Genomic DNA, 22,888 nt, shown 5'->3' with positions numbered 1-22,888 from the left:
GGCTACAGCGGCGGCGCGCGCGAATGATCCGACAAGCGTTCGTGACATCCCCGTTGGTCCCCTCGTGGCGTGGCTCAGACGCCGTCACGCTAGGTCGCCCGCACGCTCCCGGGTCCGGAATCGGGTTCCACTAGTCACAAATGACTAGCGGCTCCATCCGATCGGTCGACACGCGCGCTGGCGCTACGGTGAAGCCATGATCACCGCCATCGTCTTCGTGAAGGCCGACGTCGCCCGCATCCCCGAGGTCGCCGAGGCGATCGCCTCGTTGGACGGGGTAAGCGAGGTCTACTCGGTGACCGGCCAGATCGACCTCATTGCTCTCGTGCGCGTGCGCGATCACGAGGACGTCGCCGCGGTCGTCGCCGACAGGCTGAACAAGGTCGAAGGCGTGACCGAGACGGAGACACACATCGCGTTCCGGACGTATTCGAAGCACGACCTGGAGTCTGCCTTCAGCATCGGGCTCGACTAGGACGTCACCGCACCGGGCGGTGGACCGGCGACGGCAGGCGCTGCTCGTCGAACGGCACCAACGAGAGCCGCGACTGGTTGGCCGCGTCGTAGAGGGCGAGGTGTCGGGCTGCTCCGCCGAGCGGGCAGACCCACTCGCCGTCCACGTCGACAAGACGCACGCCCGGTGACTCCAGCCAGCGCAGGATCTTCTCCGATTCCTCAGCCGTCGCGGCCGGCACGGGGCCGGGGGCGTCGCTGACGGTCTCGGCGCTGGCGGCGAGCTCGCGGACATACTGGTGGGCGTCGGCGCCTGGCGGGATCAGGCCGGCCGCGGCGAGTCGACCATGGCGTACGACGTGCACGGACCAGCGGCCGTTGTCCTCCCGTCGCGCGGCGACGATCTCCGGGCAGCGGGTCAACGCCGACAGCCGCTGGGTGCGGGCGGCGGCACGGACGAAGGTCGCGAGCCGATCGCGGTGGACGCCCGCCTCCTCGAAGCGCTCGCGGTCGGCGAGTGCGGTCATGCGCTCGTTGATCACCTCGACGACCTCCTGTGGGCTGCGCAGGAGCGTGTCGCGCAGCTGGCGCACGATCGCGGCGTACGTCGAGGCGTCGGTGGAACCGTCGCAGGGTGACAGGCACCGCCCCATCTCGGCCAGCACGCAGGCCGAGCGAGAAGGGGTCAGGGGCAGGCGCCCGCTGCACTGCCGGACGGGAAAGGTCTCGTGGAGGGCCGCGAGGCACTTCTCGGCCGTCTTCTTGGAGGAGAACGGCCCGAGGTAGTCGGCGTCGTCGTCGAGCACCTTGCGCACCAGGGAAAGCCGTGGCCAGGCCTCGCGGGTGAGCTTGAGGAAGTGCACCTTCTCGGGGAACCGGGACCGCCGGTTGTACTTCGGCTTGTGCTCGGCGATCAGCCGCAGCTCCCGCACCTCTGCCTCGAGGGGTGTCGCGCACTCGATCCCGGTGACGGACTCGGCCAGGCCGACCATCTCTCCTATGCGCGTGCGGGTCTCGGACGACGTGAAGTAGGTGCGGACCCGTGTCCGGAGATCCTTGGACGTCCCGACGTAGAGGACACGCGAGCGGTCATCACGGAACAGGTAGACGCCGGGGGAGTGAGGCAGCCCCTCGGCGAGGTGGCGCTTGCGGCGCTGTGCGGTGCTGACCCGTGCGGAGAACGTCTGGAGCTCTTCGAGGGTGTGGACGCCGAGCCCGCCGAGCCGCTCCATCAGTCCGTGTAGGACGTCGACCGTGGCGCGGGCGTCCGAGAGCGCACGGTGGTTGGGCGTCGTCGTCGAGTTGAAGACCTTCGCGAGCGACGACAGCTTGCAGTTGGGGGCGTCGTCGCGAGTGATCACCCGCCGAGCGAGCTTGGCCGTGTCGAGCACCTCGAACTTCGGCCAGGGTCGGCCCTGCTGCCGGGCGAAGTGCTGGAGGAAACCGACGTCGAACGGCGCGTTGTGCGCGACGAGGACGCATCCCTCTGCGAAGTCCAAAAAGGCCGGCAGTGCGGACTCGATCGGAGGAGCGTCGTGGACCATCGAGTTGCTGATCCCGGTGAGCACCGCGATGAACGCCGGGATCTCGGTGTGCGGGTTGACGAGCGTCTGGAACTCGCCGAGCACCTCGCCGCCTCGGACCTTCACTGCTCCGATCTCCGTGATCATCGACCCCGCCGCGGCGGAACCGCCGGTGGTCTCGAGGTCGACCACGCAGAAGGTGAGGTCTCGCAGGGGCCGGCCCAGCTCGTCGAAGCTGCGCTGCGCCTCCCAACGGGACCTCTCCCGCGACGGACGGTGGGCGGTGGTGCTCATGTCCGACGACGCTAGACGTGGGATCCGACATCGACGCCACGGCGCGCGGACTACGCTGACCGCGCCTCACGACAGACGCCACCAACGACCCGAGGAGACCCCGTGCCCGAGCAGACCAGCGCCCTCCGCGTTCCCGGCGACGGCGAGCGGTGGCGTTGTGCTGGCTGTGGAAACCTCACCCGCTTCGACGTGACACGCACGCGTCGTACGACGGAGTACTGGCACTTCGACCTCGCCGGCGACCACCAGGTCGAGGAGGAGACGGTGCTCTCCGAGGCGGTGGAGTCGGTGTCCTGCCGCTGGTGCGGCCGAAGTGACGCCATCGAGGTCGTGGACCGTGCGTCGGCCGACTCGTCCGCCGACCCGGCCGCCGGGTGACGGAACGACCGTGACCGACCCTGCGGCCCTGCCGGAGCGGCTGCGCCTGCGGGTGGTCGCCCTGGTCTCGGCGGTCCTGCCCTCGATCAGCCCCGTTCCCCCCTCGTTGCGGAAGGTTGCAGGCTTCGCGTCCGCCCGTCGTGCGAGGCTCGGTGGCGGGGCGATCTGGGCTGCGCTCGACGATGACACCTTTCGGGAGCACGCGGCGGTGCAGGTCGCGGCGGTGCAGGCGTCTGTGGACGATCCGGTCGACGCCGCTGCTCGTGCCTGGCTGGCCCGGGACGACGGCTGGGAGGCCGCCGTGGCCGAGGTCGTCGAGTCCCTCGAGGTCGACGAGTCGCGCGACGAGCAGTCGCACGCAGAACAGGCCCGCCTGACCGCACAGGTGGCCGCGCTGCAGGCCGAGCTCGCCGCCGTACGCGCCGAGCACCGCGCCGAGCTCGAGCGCGCCAAGGCCGACCACAAGGTGCTGCGCCAGAGGCTGGGGGAGGCCCGCGGTGTGCTCCGAGCAGCCGAGGAGGCGCGGGACGCGGCGTACGCCGCCCGGGACGAGGCCGCCGCGGCGGCCGAGACGGCGATGCGCACGGCGGAGGCAGACGTACGACGCCTGCGCGCGCAGCTGGAAGAGGCCGAGTCGGGCCTCGCGGCCAGCCGCCGAGACGCGCGGTCCGACCGCGACACGGCCAGCATCCGGGCCCGGCTCCTGCTCGACGCGGTCGTCGATGCCGCGACGGGGCTCCAGCGCGAGCTTGCCCTGCCGCCTGTCAGCGGCACCCCCGGCGACGCCATCGAGTCCAGCCTGGCGGGTGTCGACGCGGCGCCCTCCTCCAGCGCGCCCGCGACGCCGGCGCTGCTGGAGCAGACCCTCGTCCTGCCGCGCGCTCGACTGATCATCGACGGCTACAACGTCACCAAGCAACGCTGGCCGACCGCGAGCCTCGAGGCCCAGCGCAGCAGACTGGTCGCGGCGCTGGGACCGCTGGTTGCGAGGACGGGTGCGGAGACCACCGTGGTGTTCGACGCAGCGGAGTCGACCGCGCGTACGGCGATGCCCGCACCACGAGGTGTCCGCGTGGTGTTCAGCCCAGAGGGCGTCATCGCCGACGACGTGATCCGCCAGCTCGTGGCGGCGGAGCCGCGGGGGAGAGTGGTCGTGGTGGTCAGCGACGACCAGGCGGTGGCACGCGACATCGTCCGAGCGGGTGCGCGGTCGGTGCCGACGCCGGCGCTGCTCGGCGTCATCGGCTCCTAGCCCGACACCCGCCGGTCCGCGACACGCCGCAGAGGCGTTGTCGGTGGCTCCTGTCACCGTTCGGGACATGACGACACGGATCGACTGCGACACCTGCGTGGTGCGCGGCCTGCACTGCCACGACTGCGTGGTGACGGTGCTCCTCGGCCCACCGCCCGAGCTGACTATCGACGACGACGAGATGGCCGCGCTCGACGTGCTGGCCTCGGGCGGCCTGGTCCCACCCCTGAGGCTCGTGGAGCCGGTGAGCGGACCGGTCATCGAGTCGGCCTGAGCCGCGGCGCGACACGACTTCCCACAAGTTGGCCCGAAGATTGGCGACGGCTCCACGCGCGGTTTAGGGTGTGGGCTGACGTCCGTGGCAGTGGGTCACCCGGCCCGCGCGGGCGTCGCGCCGAGTCGTGGACCACGCCCCCGCATCACCCGTGGTCGACGAGCCGGGGAACCACACTTCCCCCTGGGGTGAATCCACTGTGAGGTGCGCTGCGCGAGCGGCGTGAGGAGCAGTGGTAGGCCAGTCGTGCCGAACCCGTCAGCTCACCTGGTAGGCGTACGACACCCCGAGGAGTTCCCCCGCTCGTGGCTCACACCCGCAAGCGAGTTGGCGCGACCGTTCTTGGTCTCTCCGCGATCGCTGCCATCTCATTCGTGCCCGCCACCCCTGCGCAGGCCGACCCCGACATCAAGGACGTCAAGGTCCGCATCGACCACCTCTACCACGAGGCCGAGGCCGCGCAGGAGCGCCTCCACGACGCCAAGCTCGACCTCGCCGACCTGCGGAGTGACCTCAACGGCCTCAAGGCCGACCAGGAGCGTCAGGACGAGCGTCTCGATGCCGTCCGCGACCAGGTCTCCGACGCGGTCGTCCGACAGCTCGAGGGAGAGGGCATCTCGACTGTCGGTCAGATCGTCGTCTCCGACGACCCGGGAGCGTTCCTCGACTCCCTCTCGACGATGTCGTCCTTCAACGACCTCCAGGCCTCGCTGCTGTCCGACTACGACACCGAGCTCGCAGCCCTCGACATCCGGCGCGAGGCCACCGCGTCCCGCACCAAGGAGATCGCGGCGCTCACCGACCAGCTGAGCGCCGAGAAGGAGACGGTCGACGACAAGCTCGCGGAGGCCAAGGACCTGCTGGCCGACCTCGAGGCCGAGGAGCGCGACCGCGTGCTGGCCTCGCGCGGCACCACGACGCGTGCGCCCAGCACGGTCACCGTCCCTGCCTCCGGCCGCGCTGCCGCCGCCGTGCAGTACGCGATGGCGCAGGTCGGTGACGTCTACGTCTACGGCGCGATGGGCGAGAGCGCGTTCGACTGCAGCGGCCTCACCATGCGCGCGTGGGCGCAGGCCGGTGTGTCGCTCCCGCACTCCTCCAGCGCCCAGTTCAGCTCCGGCCCGCGCATCGCCGCGAGCGACCTTCAGCCCGGTGACCTGGTCTTTTACTACAGCCCGATCAGCCACGTCGGCATGTACATCGGGAACGGCATGATCGTGCACGCCGCCAACCCTGGCACCGGCGTCGCCGTCTCGGGCCTCTACTCGATGCCCTACGTCGGCGCGGTCCGTCCTGGCTGACACGCAGACCTCGAAGGCCGGTCGTCCACTCCTGTGGGCGGCCGGCCTTTCGCTGTCCCTCGCTGTCGTCCTGGTGGTCGTCGTCCTCACGCGGGACGGACGTCAGGAGGTTGCGCCGCCGCGGCCCGCTGAGGCGCCCCGCGCGAGCCCGGCGGAGGCGGCGGCCGCCCTGGCCGCCTTCGTCGACGCCATCGACACCCGTGATCGAGCGGCGCTGGAGCAGCTGGCGCCCCCTGACGTGGCCTCAGCAGAGAGACTGCTGGCGGGCATTTCAGTGAACGTCCACTCGCTGGACCTCACCTCCGTCACCGCGCGGTATGTGGACCAGGCGGGGACCGTTTCCCCGGACGGCTCGTGGACCGGGGTGGCAGAGCTGACCTGGAGGCTGCGCGGGTACGACGACGAGCCAGCTCGCAGTGATGTTGCGGTTCGCTTCGCTCCGCACGGCGAGGGGCTCGGCATTGCGGGGTTCGAGGCGCCCACCGCAGACGGCGGTCGGTTGCCGCTGTGGCTGCGCGGGCGGATGTCAGTGGCACGTGCGGACGACGTCCTGGTGGCAGTCGACGGCGGTCGTCGCGACGTCCAGGATGTCCTGGACCGAGCCGTGCGGGGGATCGAGGTCGTACGCCGAGTCATGCCGGGCTGGTCGACGCCCGTCGTGGTCGAGGTCCCCGCCAGCGCGGCGGAGCTCGACGAGACCCTCGGCGCCGAGCCCGGGACGTACGCCGGCATCGCCGCGGTGACCGCGCCGGTCGGGCGCGCGTCCGAAGTCGAGGGGCCCGTCCACGTGTTCGTGAACCCTGACGTCTCCGAAGGGCTGCGGCGCGTGGGCGCGCAGGTGGTGATGAGCCACGAGCTCGTCCACGTAGCGACGGACGCCGTGCGCAGGCCGGTCGAGCCGTGGTTGCTCGAGGGGTTCGCCGACTACGTCGCTCTCCGCGACACCCGGCTGCCGGACCGTGTCACCCTCGGTCGGGCCATCGAGGCGGCGAGGCGGGACGGCATCCCGGAGGCTCTGCCGACGGCGGCCGATTTCGACACGCGCGCCAGCGATCTGCAGGCGCGGTACGAGGAGGCCTGGCTGGCATGCCGGATCATCGCGGAGCGGCTGGGAGAGCAGAAGGTGCTCGATGTGTACCTGGCAGCATCACGCGGGGTTGCGGTCGACCGCGCCCTTCGCCGCGTCGGTCCCACAGTGCGCGTCCTGACCGCTGAGTGGCGCGATCGTCTGCGCGGCCCGGACCGGTGAGGGCGATACGTCCCTCGCTCTCGACGCTCCGAGGGTGTCCGCCAACCTGCAACCAGCGCGTCCGACCGGGCCCCCAGACACGTCAGAGCTCAGGACTGCGCGGCGACCGCGTCACCAGGGCCAGGTGAGCGTGTCGTTGAAGATGGTCAACAGGCTGCCGCCGACGAGGGCGACCACTGAGGCGATCACGGCAGCGATCAGGCTGACGAGCAGTGCGTACTCGACAGCTGTTGCGCCGCGATCGCCGTGAGACCTGGGCGCGAAGCGAGAGTAGAGATCCATGGCAGTTCACCTCGTCCCGTTCTGTGGCAAAGCCGGCGCCGCAACTGGTGCGGCGCCGGCTTCGTATTGATGCTAGCGGCGAATCAGAGCTCGTCGTTGACCGTGCTGAACGCGCCGTCGATGTTGTCACCGAGGAGCACGACCACGCTGACGATGACGGCGGCGATGAGGGCGACGAGCAGGCCGTACTCGACGGCGGTGGCGCCCTTCTCCTCGTCACGCTTGGCGGTCATGAAGAGCTGGAAGGCGATGAACTTCTCGAGCATGATTTCCCCTTGGGTCAGTGTGTTGAGTCTTCGTTCCGAGCCCTTTTGGGGACCCGTCGAGAAGAAGTCTGCCGAGATTGCGGCCTTGTCGAATCGGGTGATCGGCCCCGCATCTGTAGTTCCTTCTGACTATCTCGTCACCACCCGACGAGACTCGATCCGGCCCGCATCGGCTAGTCAGAAGCGCTGAGGGGACGCGTGGTCGAGCAGGCCCATGCGCATGGCGGTCACCAGTGCTTGCGCACGGTTTGCCGCGCCGAGCTTCTGGTAGATGTGCGTGATGTGCGTCTTGGCCGTTGACTCGCTCAGGTATAGGCGCCCAGCGATCTCGCTCGTGCCCAGACCGTCGGCCAGGAGGCCCAGCACCTCGTTCTCACGCGCGGAGAGCCTCGGGGGTGCCGGATTCGTTGCGCGGCGCATCATCGCGCCGCTCAGCCCCGCGCACAGGAACGTCCGCGGAGCCACGGCCGCGTGCTTGGCGGCGCTAACGACGTCCGCGGCGCTCGTGTCCTTGCCGACGAACGCGGACGCACCGGCTTCCATGGCCGCGAAGATCTGGTCGTCCCCCGCGTGCATGGTCAGGACGACCAGGCCCGTGGTCGGGTTCTCGGCGCGGATGGCTCGCACCAGGTCGAGACCGCTGCCGTCAGGCATCTGGAGGTCGGTCACGACGACATCTGGGTCTAGGTCGTTCCAGCTCGAGATGCCTGCGGAGACGCTGCCGGCCTGACCGACCACCTCCATGTCGTCATCACGCTCGAACGCACGAGCCAGACCTTGACGAATGAGCTCGTGGTCATCAACCAGCAGCACTCTGGTGCCCATGGGCAATCTCACTTCCTGACGCGCGGACGGCGGGCGAATGGAGGCGGACGACGGTGCCGCCGCGCGGTCGTGAAACGACTTCCAGATGTGCACCGACCCGCTCTGCGCGCTCACGCATCGTCTGGAGCCCCCAATGGAGCTCGCGCGGCTCGGCCTTTCCGACCCCGTCGTCCTCCACGATCAGGCGCAGGCCCTCACCGTCGGAGCGGAACGTGACCCACAAGTTCTGGGCCTGCGCATGCTTGCGTACGTTTCCGATCGCCTCCTGCGCCACTCGGAGGACCTGCGTCGCTGTCCTGGGAGGCAACGGGTTTCCGGACTCGGCGAGGGAGAGGTGCAATCGGAGATTGCTGGCCTGGCTAACCCCGCGTGCGTAGTCGGCGAGCGATGCGGTCAGTCGACCGTCGGTCACCTCGTGGCGGAGATCGAAGATTGAGAATCGGATCTCCGACACGAGCCTGGTGATCTCCGCTCGCAGCGCCGCGGCGAGCTCGCGTGTGTCTTCCTGGTCGCTCGTCGAAGCGATTTCGTCGACCAGGTAGCCCAGGCCGACGATCTCTTGGGCAACACCGTCATGCATCTCGCGAGCGATGCGGTTGCGCTCCTCCGACGTCGCCAGGCTGCGCACCTCGTCGAAGAGGACGGCGGTGTCGAGACGCATGGCGAACTCGTCGGCCACGTGAAGGGCGGCGGCATCGAGCTCTGCGGTCCATCGGGGCACTCCGACCAGGACGCAGTAGCCGAGCAGCTGCTGCGACCCGCGCAGCGGTATGACGGCTGCTCCAGGAGTGCGCTCGGAGAGGGGGAGCTCGATCTCCTTGGCCAGACGTTCGACGTCCTTGCCCCCGTTCAGTGCGCGCGGTGCGCCGTCGGGCTCGAGGACGAAGACCGTCGAGCGGGCGCAGCGCGTGGCCGCCTTCATGGCCCTGTCGAGGTCCGTTGACAACGAGGTGGTGTCGAGTCCGAGAGATCCTGAGCTGGCAAGCTGGTGGACGCGTTCCATCAGCTGATGAGCATCGGCGTAGGGGGCCTGTCGCGCGGAGAGATCGCGAATCGAGCGAGACTGCCAGCTTGCGAGCAGTCCCACTCCTAGACCGATGGCGAGCCACACAAGCCCGGCAAGGGTGCGCTGCCACGTGTCGTCGGGGTCGACGGCGAAGATGGCCGCTGCGGTGAGGACCGACAACAGGGTGACGTTGACGGTCGTCACCGGCCCGTGACGGACGCCGGCAACCACGATCGGCACCGCCAGGTACGGCGCGATCTGTGACGTCGAATCTGTGGCGACCAGCAAGGCGGTCACAGCCACCGTCTCGGCGACGGCGTACCAGTGGCTCGTGTGGGTGCGCGTCGACCAGTCCAACGTGGATGTGGCTGCCGCCACGGACCCCAGGACCACGAGCATGGGGAACGACAGTGCGAAGGCACTCTCGCTGATCGCCATGCCCGTGCAGAGGGCCAATGCGAACACCCGGACGGCCGTGGTGGTGCGCCACGTGCGCAGCTGGGGGCCGGTCAGGGATGTCTCGGCCAGAGGCGGCGTCAAGGTTCTCCCTACTTGAACGATTCCATGATGCCGATCGCAGCTGGCCCCATGATGACAAGGAAGAGGCACGGCAGGATGAAGAGCACGAGCGGCACCATGATCTTGACCGGCACCTGCTGGGCCTTCTCCTCGGCTCGCTGCCGACGCTTCGTCCGCATCTCCTGGCTCTGGACGCGGAGCACGCGACCGATCGGGATGCCCAGGCTGTCAGCCTGGACCATCGAGGTGCAGAACGAGCGGAGGTCGTCCAGCGAAGAACGTTCGGCCATGCCGCGCATGGCCTCCACTCTGCCACGGCCGATCTGCATCTCCTGCAAGAGACGCTGGAACTCCTGCGACAGCGGTCCTTCGGTGTTGCGTGCGACTCGTCCCACCGCAGAGTCGAAGCCGAGGCCGGCCTCCACCGAGACGGTGAGGAGGTCGAGCGCGTCAGGAAGTGCCTTCCGCATCAGGCTCTCACGCTTCTGGCCCGCGTTGTAGAGCAAGATGTTGGGCAGCACGTAGCCGAAGGCCGCGGCAGCGGCTGTCGCCAGGACCACCTTCACGAACGGCCACCCAGCGGCGGACAGGTAGAGGAAGCCGAGGACGCCGAACACGCCAAGGCCCAGCACCTTGAGCCCGAGGATCCGGTTGACGTCCCAGCCTGTGGGGTTTCCGGCGATGTCCAGACGGTGCTGAAGCTTGGTAGCCGTGTCAGCGCGGACGAACTTGCGGCCGAGGCCGACGAACCGATCACCCAGCGGTGCGAGGATGCGCTCGCTGAAGGGCCGCTCGAGCTCCTCCTTGAGCACGTCCGGCGCCGAGCCGAGCGCGTTGATGGCAGCCACGGATCGGGCCACGCCTCGGCGTTCGGTGGTTACGACGCCGATGAGGGACAGGGCAAGCGTGCCGGCGAGGAACACCAGCCCCGCACCGAGCAGGAGGATCGGGGACATGTCAGACCTCCACCTTGACCATCTTGGACATCATGAAGCCGCCGAGTCCGAGGAGGAACCCCGCAGCGGCCAGGAAGCCCCACCCCATTGTCGTGGTGTAGAGCGGCTCCACGTACTCCCGGTTGGCCATCATCATGTAACCGAACATGCCGACCGGGAGGGCCGCCAGGAGGTATGCGGACATCCGTCCCTCAGCGCTGAGGGCCTTGACCTGGCGGCGGAGGTACTCACGTTCGCGAAGGGTGTCGGACACGGTGTGCAGGATCTCTGCGAGGTTTCCGCCGACCTCCCGCTGGATGCGGATCGCCATGACGACCCACGCGAAGTCCTGGCTCTCCATCCGTTCCCCGACGCCTTCCAGCGCGTCAGTGATGTCGACGCCCAGCCGCTGCTCGATGAGCGCGCGCTTGAACTCCCCGGCAATGGGTTCGTTGCCTTCCCGGACGACGGTGTCGACCGCCTGCGGCAGCGACAGCCCGGCCTGGAGTCCACCAGCGATGAGGCCGAGCGACTGCGCGAGGTTGGCGTTGAACCTGTTGAGCCGGCGCTTGTGGCGAAACCTGAGATAGACCCAGGGAAGGACAGCGCCGAGCACGAGCCCCACCATGGCCAGCGTCCCACCGCCGAACAGGAAGCCCGCCATGGCCGAGCCGACGGCAATGCCCGTGTGGAGCAGGAGCCATTCCGCTGCCGTGAGTCCCGATCCCGCGCCGGTGAGACGCTGGGAGATCCGGGTCTCGAGATCTGCCGAGACGACTCTGTCCGCGACTGCGACGGCGGATCCCTTCAGGTCCGTCGCCGACGCCCCGCGCCGACCGCCCTTCGACTTGTTCTCACCGAAGTAGACGTCCAGTCGGCGCTGGGTGCCGGACCTGGTGTCGGACGCGCCGACCAGTACTGTCGCCAGAAGTCCACCAAGCCCGACTGCGAGGGCGAGGGCGCCCAGGAGCATGACGGGCCGACTCACGAGCGCCTTGCCCGAGTCAACGACATCGAGCTCGGTGCCAGGGTCGGCGAAGGCCACGAGGGTCGAGTCGTGGTAGGCCTGCCCCTGTGAGGTGAGTGCCACGTCGACGGATGCGTCGGCTGTCACGTCGCGCGGGGGCGCGAAGGAGATGAGGAGCTGCTTCGACAGCGCGTCCGCCTGCTCACCAAAGACCGCCGACAGCGCCGCCGGGTCGGCCGGGAAGACGCCGCCCTGCGTTGCCTCGGCGAGTGACGCCAGCTCGGCGGCCCGAGCGTCCTCCGCGAGCGAGACGACGTCCACCACCACCTCGGCGTCCGCCGCTTGCCGCGACAGGACGTCCAGCGTCGTCGTGCTGCTGGTGTCAGCACCGTCCGACAGGACCAGGACGGACCTGGCGCCCTCGTCGCCCAACGCCGCCATGCCGGCCGCGATCCCGTCGTAGACGCTCGTTCCCCGTTTGAGCGTGATGCTGTCGAGCGCCGCGGTCACCGCGTCGTGGTCAGTCGTCGGCTCGACGGTCGTGGTCACCTTCCCTGCGAACGCGACAAGGCCGATACGCACGTCGGCGGGCGCCGCGGCCAGGTAGGCGTCGACAGCGCCCTTCGCGGCCTCGAACTTGCCACCGCGCTGCATGCTATTGCTCGCGTCGAGCACGAGCATCGTGGAGCGCTCGACGTCGCCGGCCGCGACGGTCTTGACCGTCGCGTCGACGGCACGACCGTCCACGCTCACCTCGACCGAGTCCTCGTCGACGTCAGCACCGCCGGGCAGCTGGTCGACCGAGAGGATGAGGTCGACCCCCGACTCGCTGGATTCGACGTGATCAATGGTGATCTCATCCTCGGCAGACGCTGCGCCCGGGACTGACAGCACAAGCGTTGCCACCGCGGCTGCCACGCCGGAGAGGCGCAACGCGAGGCCGCTCATCGGCGACTGCCTACGGTGGCGGCGAAGATCGCCGGGTCCATGTGGACGCCGTGGTCCTGGAGTCGCTCGATGAATCGTGGGCGGAGACCGGTGGAGACGAGACCGCCCTTGAACTTGCCCATCTCGTCCATGCCTGCGGCGTAGTCGAAGAGGAACACGTCCTGGGTGGTGATGATGTCGCCCTCCATGCCCACGATCTCGGTGATCGCGGTGATGCGACGCGTGCCGTCCTTCAGGCGGGTCTGCTGGATGATGAGATCCACCGCGCTGGCCACCTGCTCGCGGATGGCACGCACCGGAAGGTCCATACCGGCCATCAGCACCATGGTCTCCAGACGTGACAACGCGTCACGTGGGGTGTTGGCGTGGAGAGTGGAGATCGAGCCGTCGTGACCGGTGTTCATCGCCTGCAGCATGTCCAGTGCGGCCGCGTCACGGATCTCACCGACGACGACCCGGTCGGGTCGCATGCGCAACGAGTTCTTGACCAGGTCGCGAATGGTCACCGCGCCCTTGCCCTCGATGTTGGCGGGACGGGACTCCAGGCGCAGCACGTGATCCTGGACGAGCCGGAGCTCGGCGGCGTCCTCGATGGTGACGATGCGTTCGTCGTCGGGGATGAAGGAAGACAGGACGTTGAGCGTGGTGGTCTTGCCGGCGCCAGTTCCGCCCGAGACCAAGATGTTCAACCGACCCTTCACGCAACCGGCCAGGAGGTCGGCGGACTGCCGGGTCAACGTGCCGAAGCTGATGAGGTCCTCGACCGTGTACGGGTCCTCGGAGAACTTGCGAATGGTGAGCTTGGAGCCGTCCAGGGCGAGTGGGGGGATGATGGCGTTCACGCGGCTGCCGTCCGGCAACCGGGCGTCCACCATCGGGCTGGTCTCGTCCACGCGTCGGCCGATCTTGCCGACGATCTTGTCGATGGTGCGGCGCAGATGAGCCTCGTCCGAGAACGACGTCCCGGTCTTCACGAGCTTGCCGCTGCGCTCGATGTAGATGCTGTCGTAGGCGTTCACCATGACCTCGGACAGGTCCGGATCGCGCAGCAGCGGCTCGATCGGACCGTAGCCGAGGATGTCGTCGGCGATCTCCTGGGCGATCCGGGTCCGGTCGGCCGACGTCATCGGCATGTCGGTGTCGGCAAGCGTCGTCTGAAGAGCCAGTCGCACCTGCTGCTCCAGCTCGGACTGCGTCATGTTCGCGTCATATAGCTTCGGTCCGATCGACTCGACGAGACGCGCATGCACGATCCGCTTGAGGTCGCGGAACGGGTCGACGCCGGTCGGTTCCTTCTGCTTGCGCCGCGCAGCCAGACTGGAACTCGACGTCACCGCTGAGCCGCCGCCGTCTCCGCCGCTGCTGGCCGGTGCGCCAGGGTCGGGCCGCTGCTCGGCAGTGGTGTCGCCCGCCCCGGCACCGAGACGTGTCGCTGCTGCTAGACGATCGCTGAGGCCCATGATCAGCCCTTCCTGCGGCGGAGACGGCCGGCCTTGCGACCGCCGTGGTCGGATGAGGTGTCGGAGGTCGAGGACGACTGAGCGAGAGTGGCAGCGAAACGCGCCAGGGTCTTGCTGTTCTGGTGGCTGGCAAAGGCCCGTACGAGCGGCTCGCCGCGATTGACTGCGTTGAGCACCTCGTTGGCCGACACCAGCGTGGCGTTCGCCTCGAGGCCCAACGTGGACTCGTACTCGTCCACAGACAGGCCTACGCGGCCGTCGGCGCGGTTGAGGACGAACTTCCAGGACTCCTTGGTGAAGTTCAGCAGCTCGAGCGTGTTGATCGCCAGCTTGAGGCCCTTGAGCGCGGGGATGTCGAGTGTCCCGACGAGGACGATCGTGTCGCTGCGGTCGAGTGCGGTGAGGGCGTGATCGTCGAAGACGCCGGAGGTGTCGACTACGACGGCCTCGAAGCGAAGCTTGAGGGCATCGAGCAGTCGGCCCACGTCCTCGGCCGTCGCCTGCTCGAGGCTGTCGAGTCGGATGGGAGCCGCGACGATCGAGAGGTTGTCGGAGTACTTGGTCAGGACCGAGTCGATGGCTCCGTCGTCGATCACCCCGCTGAATCCGACGAGGTCGTTGATCGTCCGGGTGGGGTTCAGCTGGAGCATGATGGCGACGTCGCCGCTGTTGACGTCGAGGTCGACGAGGCACACCCGGTGGCCCGCATCCGCCATGGCCACGGCGACGTTGGTGGCGACCAGGCTCTTGCCGACGCCTCCCTTGGTGGAGAACACCGTGTGGAGCTGGCCCACCGGGGCGTCTGCCGCTGCCTGCGCTGCGGCCGCCTCGGCGGCCACCTGGGCCTTGGCGGCGTCCGCTGCCGCCTGCGCCTCGTCCATCAGGGTCTGACCGATGGCGCTTGCCACACTCCGCGCGCGCTGCACCGCCGTGGTCACGCCCGCCAGGTCACGCGCCTGCACCACCTCGCGCATGCCACTTCGCAACGCCAGGGCTAGTGCAGAGCTGTCCACCGTCTCGCGCAACAGGATGACGCCTAGGTCCGGTCGTTGGACTCGCGCCCACTGAGCGAACTCGGCTGCGAACTCTGCAGCGACGGAAGGGCCGATCACGACGGCGAACTCGTTGGGCGTGTCCCGCAGGTGCGACCGCAGGGCTTCCATGTCTCCGAAGGCCGACGAGCCGTGAAGCATGGCTTGAAGGACGCTGGCCTGCGATGCGTCCGGTTCGAGGATGGTGGTCATGGCTGTGCTCGACCGAGATCGGGCATCACTCCAGCCAATCCCACACCCGGCTCGTCACGGGAGGCCGAGTCATCGGTCAGGAGCGCGAACGTCAAGTCCGTCGTGCGGTCGGAATGGATCAGCTTCTCCGCTTCCGCCTGGGTGACAGCAATGGTGAGAATCGTCCTTGGGACCTCCTCGGTGACTTGCTCACCCTCATCGGTCTCGGTCGTCCGCGACGTCACGCTGGTTGTACCCACACCAACGACCGGCACGCGTGGCAGGACGATCCGGGTCCAGTCGCCGCGCTTCTGTTCGTCGCCGTTAGGAGAGATCAACACAGGCGATGTGGCCGTGGCGAAGATGGCAACGTCATTGCCAGGATTGACGAACCCAGCCACCCGCTCGAAGTCGGTGAGCTCGATCGAGATGGCCATCTTGTCGTCCGGGATCACCAGCGAGTCGGTGTCGCCCAGCGTTCCGAACTTTTTGGCGATCAGCTGCTCTCCCGGATAGATCGGTCCGGTCGCGACCAGGTCGGAGATGGCGCTGGTCGAGGACAGCGCGCCGTCGACGACGTCCTCGCGCCGCACGTCCTTAGCGTCGAACTTGCCACTTTCCTGAGCGGCTGAGACGGACTCACCCGCCTCCAACGCCTCGGTGGCGACGAGGACCTCCACGAGCTCTTGGCCCTCGGCTGCTCGAGCATCGATGCCCTGGACGTAGACGACGATCAACGCAGTGCCAACCAGGGCGATCAGCACGGCCACCATGAGAAGAACGGAACGGCGAGCCATGGGGCAGTCCTTTGATTCGGGGAACCGAACGTCAGGTCCGATTCGCACAACGGAGCGCCGGGCAACAGGCTTGGGGAGGCCCCGACGCCCAACCCAGCGACTGCGAATTTAGGGCCGGCACCGCACGGCCGGAGGCTAAACCGAGCAAACCACCCGTTAATGACGTTCGCGTAGTCATAAGGGACTAGTTCTGCCTAGTCACGGTCTAGCCCGTCGGCATGGTCATCCGAGGTACAGCGCCTCGATCTCGTCGCGGGACTCGCGCATCACGACGCGGCGCTTGAGCTTGAGGCTGGGGGTGAGCTGGCCGCCCTCCTCGGTCCACTCGCCGGGCAGGATCGTGAACTTGCGGATGGACTCGGCCTTCGACACTGCCTTGTTCGCCTCGTCGACGGCGTCCTGGACCTCGGCGACCAGGTCGACGTCGTCGATCAGGTCTGCGACGTCGGAGGACTTGCCGTGCTGCTCCGCCCACGCGGGGAAGGTCTCCCGGTCGATCGTGACCAGGGCGCCGATGAACGGCTGGCCGTCCCCGACGACGAGGCACTGGTCGACGAGGGCGTGTGCCCGGAGGCGGTCCTCCAGGACGGCCGGTGCGACGTTCTTGCCGCCGGCGGTCACGAGGATCTCCTTCTTGCGGCCGGTGATGCGGACGAAGCCCTCGTCGTCGACCTCGCCGACGTCGCCGGTGTGGAACCAGCCGTCGCGGTCGATGGTCTCGGCCGTGGCGTCCTCGTCGCGCCAGTAGCGCGCGAAGACCTGGCCACCGCGGAAGAGGAGCTCACCGTCGTCGGCGACCCGCACGCTCGTGCCGGGCAGGGGGCGACCGACGGTCCCGATCTTCGTGGCATCGGGGAGGTTGACGGAGAGGGCGGCGGTCGTCTCGGTGAGGCCGTAGCCCTCGAGCACCGTGAGGCCGATGCCGCGGTAGAAGTGGCCGAGCCGGTCGCCAAGAGGCGCGCCGCCCGAGATGGCGTACGTGCAGCTGCCACCGAGTGCCTGGCGCAGCTTGCCGTAGACCAGGCGGTCGAAGAGCGCGTGCTGCGCGCGCAGGCGCACCGGCACCCGCTTGCCGTCCGACGCCCGGGACCACGCGATCGCGACGTCCGCCGCACGGTCGAAGATCTTGCCGCGACCGTCGGCCGTCGCCCGCTGCGAGGCGCTGTTGAAGACCTTCTCGAAGACCCGCGGGACGGCGAGGATGAAGGTCGGCTCGAACTCGCCCAGATCGGTCACCAGGTTCTTGATGTCGGCGCTGTGCCCGAGCCGCGCGCGGCTCTTGACTGCACCGATCTGGATGATGCGCGCGAAGACGTGGGCCAGCGGCAGGAAGAGCAGCGTCGAGGCGCGGTGGCTGTCGAACAGCTCTTGCAGCTCGTCGACGGCCACACCCAGCTCGAACATGAAGTTGCCGTGGGTGAGCATGCAGCCCTTGGGCTTGCCGGTCGTGCCGCTGGTGTAGATGAGCGTCGCCAGGTCGAGCGGCGTCGCCGCCGTACGCCGCTGGTCGAGCACGTCGTCGGAGATGTCGGAGCCGAGGCGACCGAGCACGTCGACCGCGTTGTCCTGCAGCGACCACACGTGCTGGAGCTCGGCGAGGTCGCCGGACCGGCGGGCCTCGCGGACCCGGGCGAGGTGGTCCGAGCCCTCGGCCACGAGGGCGCGGGCGCCGGAGTCCTGGAGGATCCAGCCGATCTGCTCCGCCGAGGAGGTCTCGTAGATCGGCACGGTGACGCCCCCGGCGAACCAGATGGCGTAGTCGAGGAGCGTCCACTCGTAGCGGGTTTTCGACAGCAGGGCGACCCGGTCGCCGACCTCCACGCCGGCGGCGATGAGCCCCTTGGCGACCGCTTGCACCTCGTCGAGGAACGTGCCCGCGGTGACGTCGGCCCACCCCTCGTCCGTGCGACGGCTGAACACCACGGTGTCCGCGTGGTCGCGGCCGTTGGTGACGACGTCGTCGGTGAGGTTCCCCGTGGACGGGATGGTGATGGAGAGCGGCGTCGAGAACTCCCGCACGATGGAACCTCCTGGAGCGTGGTGGACTGCGATCGGCAGGCTATCGCCCGATCTCGGGGGTGGCGTACGCGCGGTGCCACCGGCCCGGTGCCGTCCGCGCCGTGGGCTAGGCTCCGGCCATGGCCGAACAGACCTCCTCGTCGATCGTCGTCGACGCTCCTCCGGCCGACGTGATGGCCGTCATCGCCGACTTCGAGTCCTACCCCGAGTGGGCCAAGGGCGTGCAGAAGGCCGAGATCGTGGAGCCGGGGGCCGGCGACCGGGCCGAGCAGGTCTACTTCGAGCTCGACGTCGCGCCGATCAAGGACGAGTACACCCTCGCCTACGACTGGGACGGTGACCGCGAGGTCACCTGGACCCTCGCCCAGGGCAAGATGCTGCGCGCGCTCGACGGCACCTACACGCTGGTCGACCGTGGCGACGGAAGCACCGAGGTGACCTATCGGCTCGCGCTCGACGTGACCATCCCGTTGATCGGCATGTTGAAGCGCAAGGGTGAGAAGATCCTCATCGATGCCGCGCTGAAGGGCCTCAAGAAGCGCGTCGAGACGCTCTGACGCGCGGTCCGGGCATGCGGATCCTGCTGTTCACCGGCAAGGGCGGGGTGGGCAAGTCCACGCTCGCCGCAGCCACGGCCTGCGCCAGCGCAGCGGCCGGTCACCGGACGCTCGTGCTGTCCACCGACGCCGCGCACTCCCTGGCCGACGCCCTGGACGTGCCGGCCACGTCCGAGCCGACCGAGGCCGCGGCGAACCTGTGGGTCCAGCACGTCGACGCCCAGAGCCGGTTCGAGCGGTCGTGGGCCGACATCCAGGGCTACCTCCTCAGCGTGCTCGATGTGGCCGGTGTGGACCCGATCGCCGCCGAGGAGCTGACGGTCATTCCCGGGGCAGAGGAGGTGCTGGCCCTCCTCGAGGTCCGCACGCAGGCGAGGTCGGGCGAGTGGGACGTGCTGGTCGTCGACTGCGCACCGACCGCCGAGACGCTGCGCCTGCTCGCCCTTCCCGAGGCGCTCGGGTGGTACATGACCCGCGTCCTCCCGGTCGAGCGGCGCGTCGTCAAGGCGCTCAAGCCCGTGCTGAGCCGGGCGGCGGGCGTGCCGATGCCCGAGGACTCGGTGTTCGACGCGATCGAGCGGCTCCACGCCGATCTGGACGACGTACGCACGGTGCTGACCGGGCCCGAGACCTCGGTCCGTCTGGTCCTCACGCCCGAGTCGGTGGTGCTGGCCGAGGCCCGGCGGGCATACACCTTCCTGACTCTCTTCGGCTACAGCGTCGACGCCGCCATCGTGAACCGCGTCTTCCCCGACGAGGGCGCAGACGAGTGGCGGCGGACCTGGGTCGATGCACAGCGTCGTCAGCTCGAGGACGCCGCCGACTCCTTCGCCGGGCTCGAGCTCAGGACGTCGGTCTACCGCGCGAGCGAGCCGGTCGGGCGCGACGAGCTGCTCGACCTCGCGGAGTCGGTGTACGACGACTCTGACCCGCTCGCGCGCGGCGCGTCCGCACCACCCATGTCCGTCCGCACGACGGCGGGCGGCCTCGTGCTGTCCCTCCCGCTGCCGCTGGCAGCACAGGACGACGTCGACCTCGTCCGCAAGGGCGACGAGCTCATCGTCTCTGTCGCGTCCTACCGTCGGCTCCTGACGCTGCCGTCCGGCCTCGCTCGGCACCGCGTGGTGGGGGCGCGGGTGCGTAACGGGCAGGTGCAGGTCCGCTTCGCCGAGCCCGCTGCCGCGACCACCGACCTGTCCGAGGGGGCCCTGTGACCGACGCCGAACCCGACGACGTCGGCTCCCTGGGGGAGGAGGCGGCCAAGCTCCTCGGCGCCCTGTCCGGATGGGCACGGGAGCACGCGACCGAGGCCGGGGACGGGCTGGCGGGCCTCGCGTCGCACGCAGCGACCTCCGCGCACGATCTCGACGACCACCTCGCGACCGGCGCGGCTGAGTGCACGGTGTGCCCCCTGTGCCGCGCGATCAGCGCTGTGCGGCAGGTCAGCCCTGAGGTCACCGGTCATCTGACCGCTGCGGCGACCTCGCTCGCACAGGCGGCTGCGGCGTTCCTCGCGACTTCTCCGCACGCTTCCCCGGGCACGGACGACGTCGAGCACATCGACCTCGCAGACGACTGGCCCGAGGGCACGTGACGAGGCGTCCAGTCTGCCCTGGTCGAAGCGCGGGACTCACTACTCGACTAGGCGGACCGACGCTGTGCCAGTGTCAATGGTGGTTGTCGGAGCGTTCACGTCGATGATTCCTTGGAAGACCAGCAGGAAGCCGATGTCGTCCTTGTCCCCAAATGCTGACATCGGCGTCCAGCTCCCGGCGTTCCTCGTCGTGCAGTCACCGGCGGGGAGGGCGGTGGCGGACCGCTTGCCCTTCATGGCATAACCGCACAGTGTCACCGCGGCAATCTTCCAGACCGGCCAGTTACCGCCCTTGGTCACCGACGTGGGTGAGCAATCCTTATCGCTGCAAAAGATGGGCATGGCGAAGGTTTTGCCGAGGAGCGTGTCCCACGCCTTGTCCATCGTCTTCACATCGCGCCCTGTGTCGTCCGCCAGGCAGTATGTGGACTCGGGACCGCACTTGGAGCGAAGGTACGTAGACCGCTCGGCCGGGGTGTGAGTGGCGGTCTGCCCCGGAACGATGGTCACCTCCTCGCATCCGTTGATGATGTTGTTGTACGTCTCCCCGTGAGAGCCCCCTCCGTTGAAGCAAGTGGTGCGCCACCAATCGCCCGGCTTGTTCGGGTTGACGCAGTCAGGGTCCGAGGGAATGTGGCCGTTGCCAGGAAGTCCGACGGGTGTCACATTCGAGGGGAAGGTCCCGGTCGGGATTTGTGCCCCGCAGACCATCCAAGGGCGCAGGCTTCCGACGGCGGCTTGCGCGCGACTCAGCGCTGCGGTCGCGCTGCGGTCGACGTTAATGGTGTCGCCCTGCCCGGGTACCACCTGGCCGAGGCCAACGGGCGAGTCGTAGCTGACGCCCAGCTCGACCTCCAACGTGTCGCCATCACACACGGCAATCTTGGGGCTGTGTGGAAAGACGGGAGTACCTCCGGGAAGGTTCTTCTGCACGATCGCCTCGGCGGCGGTTTTCGCCTTGGTCTGCAGAGTTGAGTTGCCCACCAGGGTGGCGCAGAGTCCACCTTCCTCCTTGAAGACGCTGGCAGCAGCCAGCGCCCCGGCGTCAGCGGCGTTCTGTGCGTCGCGCTTGTTCACGTAGGCTTGGCCGAGATCTACGACCATGGCGCCGAGTACTAGTAGGAACGCACACGATACGGCGACGACGACCGCGACGATTCCGTCCTCAGAGGCAGTCCGCTTCACGAGAACTCGCATCGGAAGACTCCCTTACCAGTGAGCGTCCTGGTGGAGCCCAGACCTGGGATAAAGTTCGGAATCATCACCCTCGCGGGGTAAGTCATGGTGACCTCGACGTTGGAACCGATCGGTGCTCCTTTGCACGCCTCGGCGGTCCCCAGGCACGCGGTCGTGGTGGACGGCGCCGGCGTCACTAGGTCGACTGCCACGTGTGACGTCGCGAGGTCCGTGATGAGCCCACTCGCTGCTCCGACCCCTTCGGTCTTCACGGCATCGCACGTTCGACCTGCGATGACCCCGAAGCGCGCAGCTTGTCGCGCTGCGTTCGACAGCGCGAGGTCCTGCGCGAAGAGGAACCCGAAGTTGATGATGCCAACGAGTACGGCCATGAGAAGGGGTAGCACCAGGGCGAACTCGACCGCGGCAGCACCCCGTTCGGTACGACGGTCGGTGCGTGAGCGCCAGCGCATGAGATCCCCTTTCCCCGAGGTGTCCGTCCGTCACGGTAGGAGGTGTCGGTCTCGGGTGTCGCTGGTTTGACGACACTCTTGACCGTGCGTGACGCAAGATGGCTCGAAGTGACTAGACGAATCAGCCGATCGGGCCATGGGTCGTGCCGTGCGCCAAGATGAGGCCCGTGAACGAGGGCGTAGTCGTCGGGGTCGACATCGGTGGCACCAAGGTGCTGGCTGGCGTGGTCGATGACGAGGGACGGGTGTCCCACACGGCGCTGCGTACGACGCCGGGACGTCGCGTGGTGACGAGCCGGGTCGAGGACGCACTCGTCGAGGCCATCGTGGAGGCCGCAGGAGGCGAGTCCCTCGTCGGAGTGGGTGTGGCGGCAGCCGGGTTCGTCGACTCGGCGGGGGAGCGGGTCATGTTCGCACCCCACCTCCCGTGGCAGGGCGAGCCGCTCAAGGACCTGCTGGAGGGCCGACTCGGCTGCCCGGTCGGCCTCGACAACGACGCCAACTGCGCGGCCCGCGCGGAGGCCCGCTACGGCGCGGCCCGCGGCGCTGGCTCAGCGCTGATGGTCACCATGGGCACCGGTATCGGAGGCGCGGTGCTGTTGGACGGCCGGGTGGTCCGCGGCGCCAACGGGATGGCGGGGGAGTTCGGACACATGCAGGTGGTGCCCGACGGGCAACCGTGCGAGTGCGGTCGGCGGGGTTGCTGGGAGCAGTACTCGTCGGGCAACGCGCTGGTCCGCAACGCCCGCGCCCTGATGGTCGAGCAGCCGTCGGTCCTCAATGACATGACTGATGGCAACCCGGAGCAGATCACCGGGCCGATGGTCACCAGCGCGGCGGAGCAGGGAGACCTCGTTGCCCACCGGGCCTTTGCGTCAGTGGGCCACTGGCTCGGCGTCGGGGTGGCGAACCTCGTGGCCGCGCTGGACCCCGAGGTCGTGGTCATCGGCGGTGGCGTCTCGTCCGCGGGTGACCGGCTGCTCGAGCCGGCACGGGACGCGCTGCGGCGTACGCTCGTCGGCGCCGAGCACCGCCGCATCCCGGGTGTGGTCGCGGCCGAGCTCGGCCCCCGGGCCGGGATGATCGGGGCCGCTCTTCTGGTCTCGTGACAGGACTC

Annotated in this window: 24 protein-coding genes and 1 riboswitch; of the genes, 10 read left to right on the top strand and 14 right to left on the bottom strand. The window is 68.7% G+C overall.

All coding sequences use genetic code 11. The annotated features are described in order from the left end of the window. Nucleotides 1–196 precede the first annotated feature (196 nt). Nucleotides 197–475 carry an Lrp/AsnC ligand binding domain-containing protein gene (locus tag Q1B24_RS04800; protein WP_299923988.1) on the top strand — a complete coding sequence of 93 codons (279 nt, stop codon included), beginning with the start codon at nucleotides 197–199 and terminating at the stop codon, nucleotides 473–475. Nucleotides 476–479: 4 nt separating this feature from the next. Here Q1B24_RS04800 and Q1B24_RS04795 read toward each other — a convergent pair whose 3' ends face one another. Next, complete coding sequence (locus Q1B24_RS04795) at nucleotides 480–2,270, bottom strand: DEDD exonuclease domain-containing protein (RefSeq protein ID WP_299923985.1); 1,791 nt, start codon at nucleotides 2,268–2,270, stop codon at nucleotides 480–482. 102 nt (nucleotides 2,271–2,372) lie between these two features. On the opposite strand from Q1B24_RS04795, the gene Q1B24_RS04790 reads away from it, so the two are divergent. From Q1B24_RS04790 to Q1B24_RS04775, 4 genes are all read left to right on the top strand, one after another. Continuing rightward, the gene (locus tag Q1B24_RS04790) at nucleotides 2,373–2,648 is read left to right on the top strand and encodes a hypothetical protein (protein ID WP_299923982.1); all 276 of its coding nucleotides are present in this window, start codon (nucleotides 2,373–2,375) and stop codon (nucleotides 2,646–2,648) included. Nucleotides 2,649–2,658: 10 nt separating this feature from the next. Beyond that, nucleotides 2,659–3,900 carry an NYN domain-containing protein gene (locus tag Q1B24_RS04785; protein WP_299923979.1) on the top strand — a complete coding sequence of 414 codons (1,242 nt, stop codon included), beginning with the start codon at nucleotides 2,659–2,661 and terminating at the stop codon, nucleotides 3,898–3,900. Nucleotides 3,901–3,967: 67 nt separating this feature from the next. Next, nucleotides 3,968–4,174: a hypothetical protein gene (locus tag Q1B24_RS04780; RefSeq protein ID WP_268112511.1), complete on the top strand. Its 207-nt coding sequence runs from the start codon at nucleotides 3,968–3,970 to the stop codon at nucleotides 4,172–4,174. A gap of 118 nt (nucleotides 4,175–4,292) precedes the next feature. After that, nucleotides 4,293–4,452: riboswitch (cyclic di-AMP (ydaO/yuaA leader) on the top strand. 96 nt (nucleotides 4,453–4,548) lie between these two features. Then, entirely contained in the window at nucleotides 4,549–5,475 is a 927-nt protein-coding gene (locus Q1B24_RS04775; protein WP_299923972.1) for a C40 family peptidase, read from the top strand. 526 nt (nucleotides 5,476–6,001) lie between these two features. Here Q1B24_RS04775 and Q1B24_RS04770 read toward each other — a convergent pair. Then, nucleotides 6,002–6,262: a hypothetical protein gene (locus tag Q1B24_RS04770; RefSeq protein WP_299923969.1), complete on the bottom strand. Its 261-nt coding sequence runs from the start codon at nucleotides 6,260–6,262 to the stop codon at nucleotides 6,002–6,004. On the opposite strand from Q1B24_RS04770, the gene Q1B24_RS04765 reads away from it, so the two are divergent. Next, nucleotides 6,263–6,724, top strand: coding sequence for a hypothetical protein (locus Q1B24_RS04765; RefSeq protein ID WP_299923966.1), 462 nt, complete (start codon nucleotides 6,263–6,265; stop codon nucleotides 6,722–6,724). A gap of 111 nt (nucleotides 6,725–6,835) precedes the next feature. On the opposite strand, the gene Q1B24_RS04760 is transcribed toward Q1B24_RS04765, so the two are convergent. From Q1B24_RS04760 to Q1B24_RS04715, 10 genes are all read right to left on the bottom strand, one after another. Further along, nucleotides 6,836–7,006, bottom strand: coding sequence for a Flp family type IVb pilin (locus tag Q1B24_RS04760; RefSeq protein ID WP_299923963.1), 171 nt, complete (start codon nucleotides 7,004–7,006; stop codon nucleotides 6,836–6,838). Between the two features lie 83 nt (nucleotides 7,007–7,089). Continuing rightward, complete coding sequence (locus Q1B24_RS04755; RefSeq protein ID WP_299923960.1) at nucleotides 7,090–7,272, bottom strand: Flp family type IVb pilin; 183 nt, start codon at nucleotides 7,270–7,272, stop codon at nucleotides 7,090–7,092. Nucleotides 7,273–7,449: 177 nt separating this feature from the next. Continuing rightward, a complete protein-coding gene (locus Q1B24_RS04750; protein WP_299923957.1) occupies nucleotides 7,450–8,097 on the bottom strand; it encodes a response regulator transcription factor in 648 nt (215 codons plus the stop codon). After that, nucleotides 8,072–9,643: a histidine kinase gene (locus Q1B24_RS04745; RefSeq protein WP_299923953.1), complete on the bottom strand. Its 1,572-nt coding sequence runs from the start codon at nucleotides 9,641–9,643 to the stop codon at nucleotides 8,072–8,074. Before Q1B24_RS04745 ends, Q1B24_RS04750 begins: the two co-directional genes overlap by 26 nt. An 8-nt stretch (nucleotides 9,644–9,651) precedes the next feature. Continuing rightward, nucleotides 9,652–10,545, bottom strand: a complete 894-nt coding sequence (locus tag Q1B24_RS04740) for a type II secretion system F family protein (protein WP_299923950.1) — start codon at nucleotides 10,543–10,545, stop codon at nucleotides 9,652–9,654. A 34-nt stretch (nucleotides 10,546–10,579) separates the two neighbouring features. Further along, entirely contained in the window at nucleotides 10,580–12,472 is a 1,893-nt protein-coding gene (locus tag Q1B24_RS04735; RefSeq protein WP_299923947.1) for a type II secretion system F family protein, read from the bottom strand. Further along, nucleotides 12,469–13,671, bottom strand: coding sequence for a CpaF family protein (locus Q1B24_RS04730; protein WP_299923944.1), 1,203 nt, complete (start codon nucleotides 13,669–13,671; stop codon nucleotides 12,469–12,471). The genes Q1B24_RS04735 and Q1B24_RS04730 overlap by 4 nt, the downstream gene beginning before the upstream one ends. Before the next feature lie 263 nt (nucleotides 13,672–13,934). Then, nucleotides 13,935–15,176, bottom strand: coding sequence for an AAA family ATPase (locus Q1B24_RS04725; protein WP_299923941.1), 1,242 nt, complete (start codon nucleotides 15,174–15,176; stop codon nucleotides 13,935–13,937). Beyond that, nucleotides 15,173–15,928, bottom strand: a complete 756-nt coding sequence (cpaB, locus tag Q1B24_RS04720; RefSeq protein WP_299925094.1) for a Flp pilus assembly protein CpaB — start codon at nucleotides 15,926–15,928, stop codon at nucleotides 15,173–15,175. Before cpaB ends, Q1B24_RS04725 begins: the two co-directional genes overlap by 4 nt. Nucleotides 15,929–16,174: 246 nt before the next feature. Continuing rightward, nucleotides 16,175–17,971, bottom strand: coding sequence for a long-chain fatty acid--CoA ligase (locus Q1B24_RS04715; protein WP_299923938.1), 1,797 nt, complete (start codon nucleotides 17,969–17,971; stop codon nucleotides 16,175–16,177). Nucleotides 17,972–18,090: 119 nt separating this feature from the next. On the opposite strand from Q1B24_RS04715, the gene Q1B24_RS04710 reads away from it, so the two are divergent. Genes Q1B24_RS04710 through Q1B24_RS04700 form a run of 3 tightly spaced genes read left to right on the top strand, consistent with a single transcriptional unit; the run spans nucleotide 18,091 to nucleotide 20,122 of the window. After that, complete coding sequence (locus Q1B24_RS04710) at nucleotides 18,091–18,528, top strand: SRPBCC family protein (RefSeq protein ID WP_299923935.1); 438 nt, start codon at nucleotides 18,091–18,093, stop codon at nucleotides 18,526–18,528. Nucleotides 18,529–18,542: 14 nt separating this feature from the next. Next, entirely contained in the window at nucleotides 18,543–19,742 is a 1,200-nt protein-coding gene (locus tag Q1B24_RS04705; protein WP_299923932.1) for an ArsA family ATPase, read from the top strand. Continuing rightward, on the top strand, nucleotides 19,739–20,122 hold the full coding sequence (locus Q1B24_RS04700) for a hypothetical protein (RefSeq protein WP_299923930.1): 384 nt from the start codon (nucleotides 19,739–19,741) through the stop codon (nucleotides 20,120–20,122). Before Q1B24_RS04705 ends, Q1B24_RS04700 begins: the two co-directional genes overlap by 4 nt. A gap of 39 nt (nucleotides 20,123–20,161) precedes the next feature. Here Q1B24_RS04700 and Q1B24_RS04695 read toward each other — a convergent pair whose 3' ends face one another. Both Q1B24_RS04695 and Q1B24_RS21830 read right to left on the bottom strand, forming a co-directional pair. Further along, a complete protein-coding gene (locus tag Q1B24_RS04695; RefSeq protein WP_299923927.1) occupies nucleotides 20,162–21,307 on the bottom strand; it encodes a pilus assembly protein TadG-related protein in 1,146 nt (381 codons plus the stop codon). Further along, nucleotides 21,304–21,771, bottom strand: a complete 468-nt coding sequence (locus tag Q1B24_RS21830; protein ID WP_366916425.1) for a TadE/TadG family type IV pilus assembly protein — start codon at nucleotides 21,769–21,771, stop codon at nucleotides 21,304–21,306. Before Q1B24_RS21830 ends, Q1B24_RS04695 begins: the two co-directional genes overlap by 4 nt. 167 nt (nucleotides 21,772–21,938) lie before the next feature. Between Q1B24_RS21830 and Q1B24_RS04690 the strand changes: the two genes are divergently transcribed. Then, entirely contained in the window at nucleotides 21,939–22,880 is a 942-nt protein-coding gene (locus Q1B24_RS04690) for an ROK family protein (RefSeq protein WP_299923925.1), read from the top strand. Nucleotides 22,881–22,888 lie beyond the last annotated feature (8 nt).

It is taken from the genome of uncultured Nocardioides sp. (genome assembly GCF_947488025.1).
In the GTDB taxonomy this organism is placed as follows: domain Bacteria; phylum Actinomycetota; class Actinomycetes; order Propionibacteriales; family Nocardioidaceae; genus Nocardioides.
Note: the sequence above shows the minus strand (reverse complement) of the source record. Positions and strands in the feature narration are given on the sequence as shown.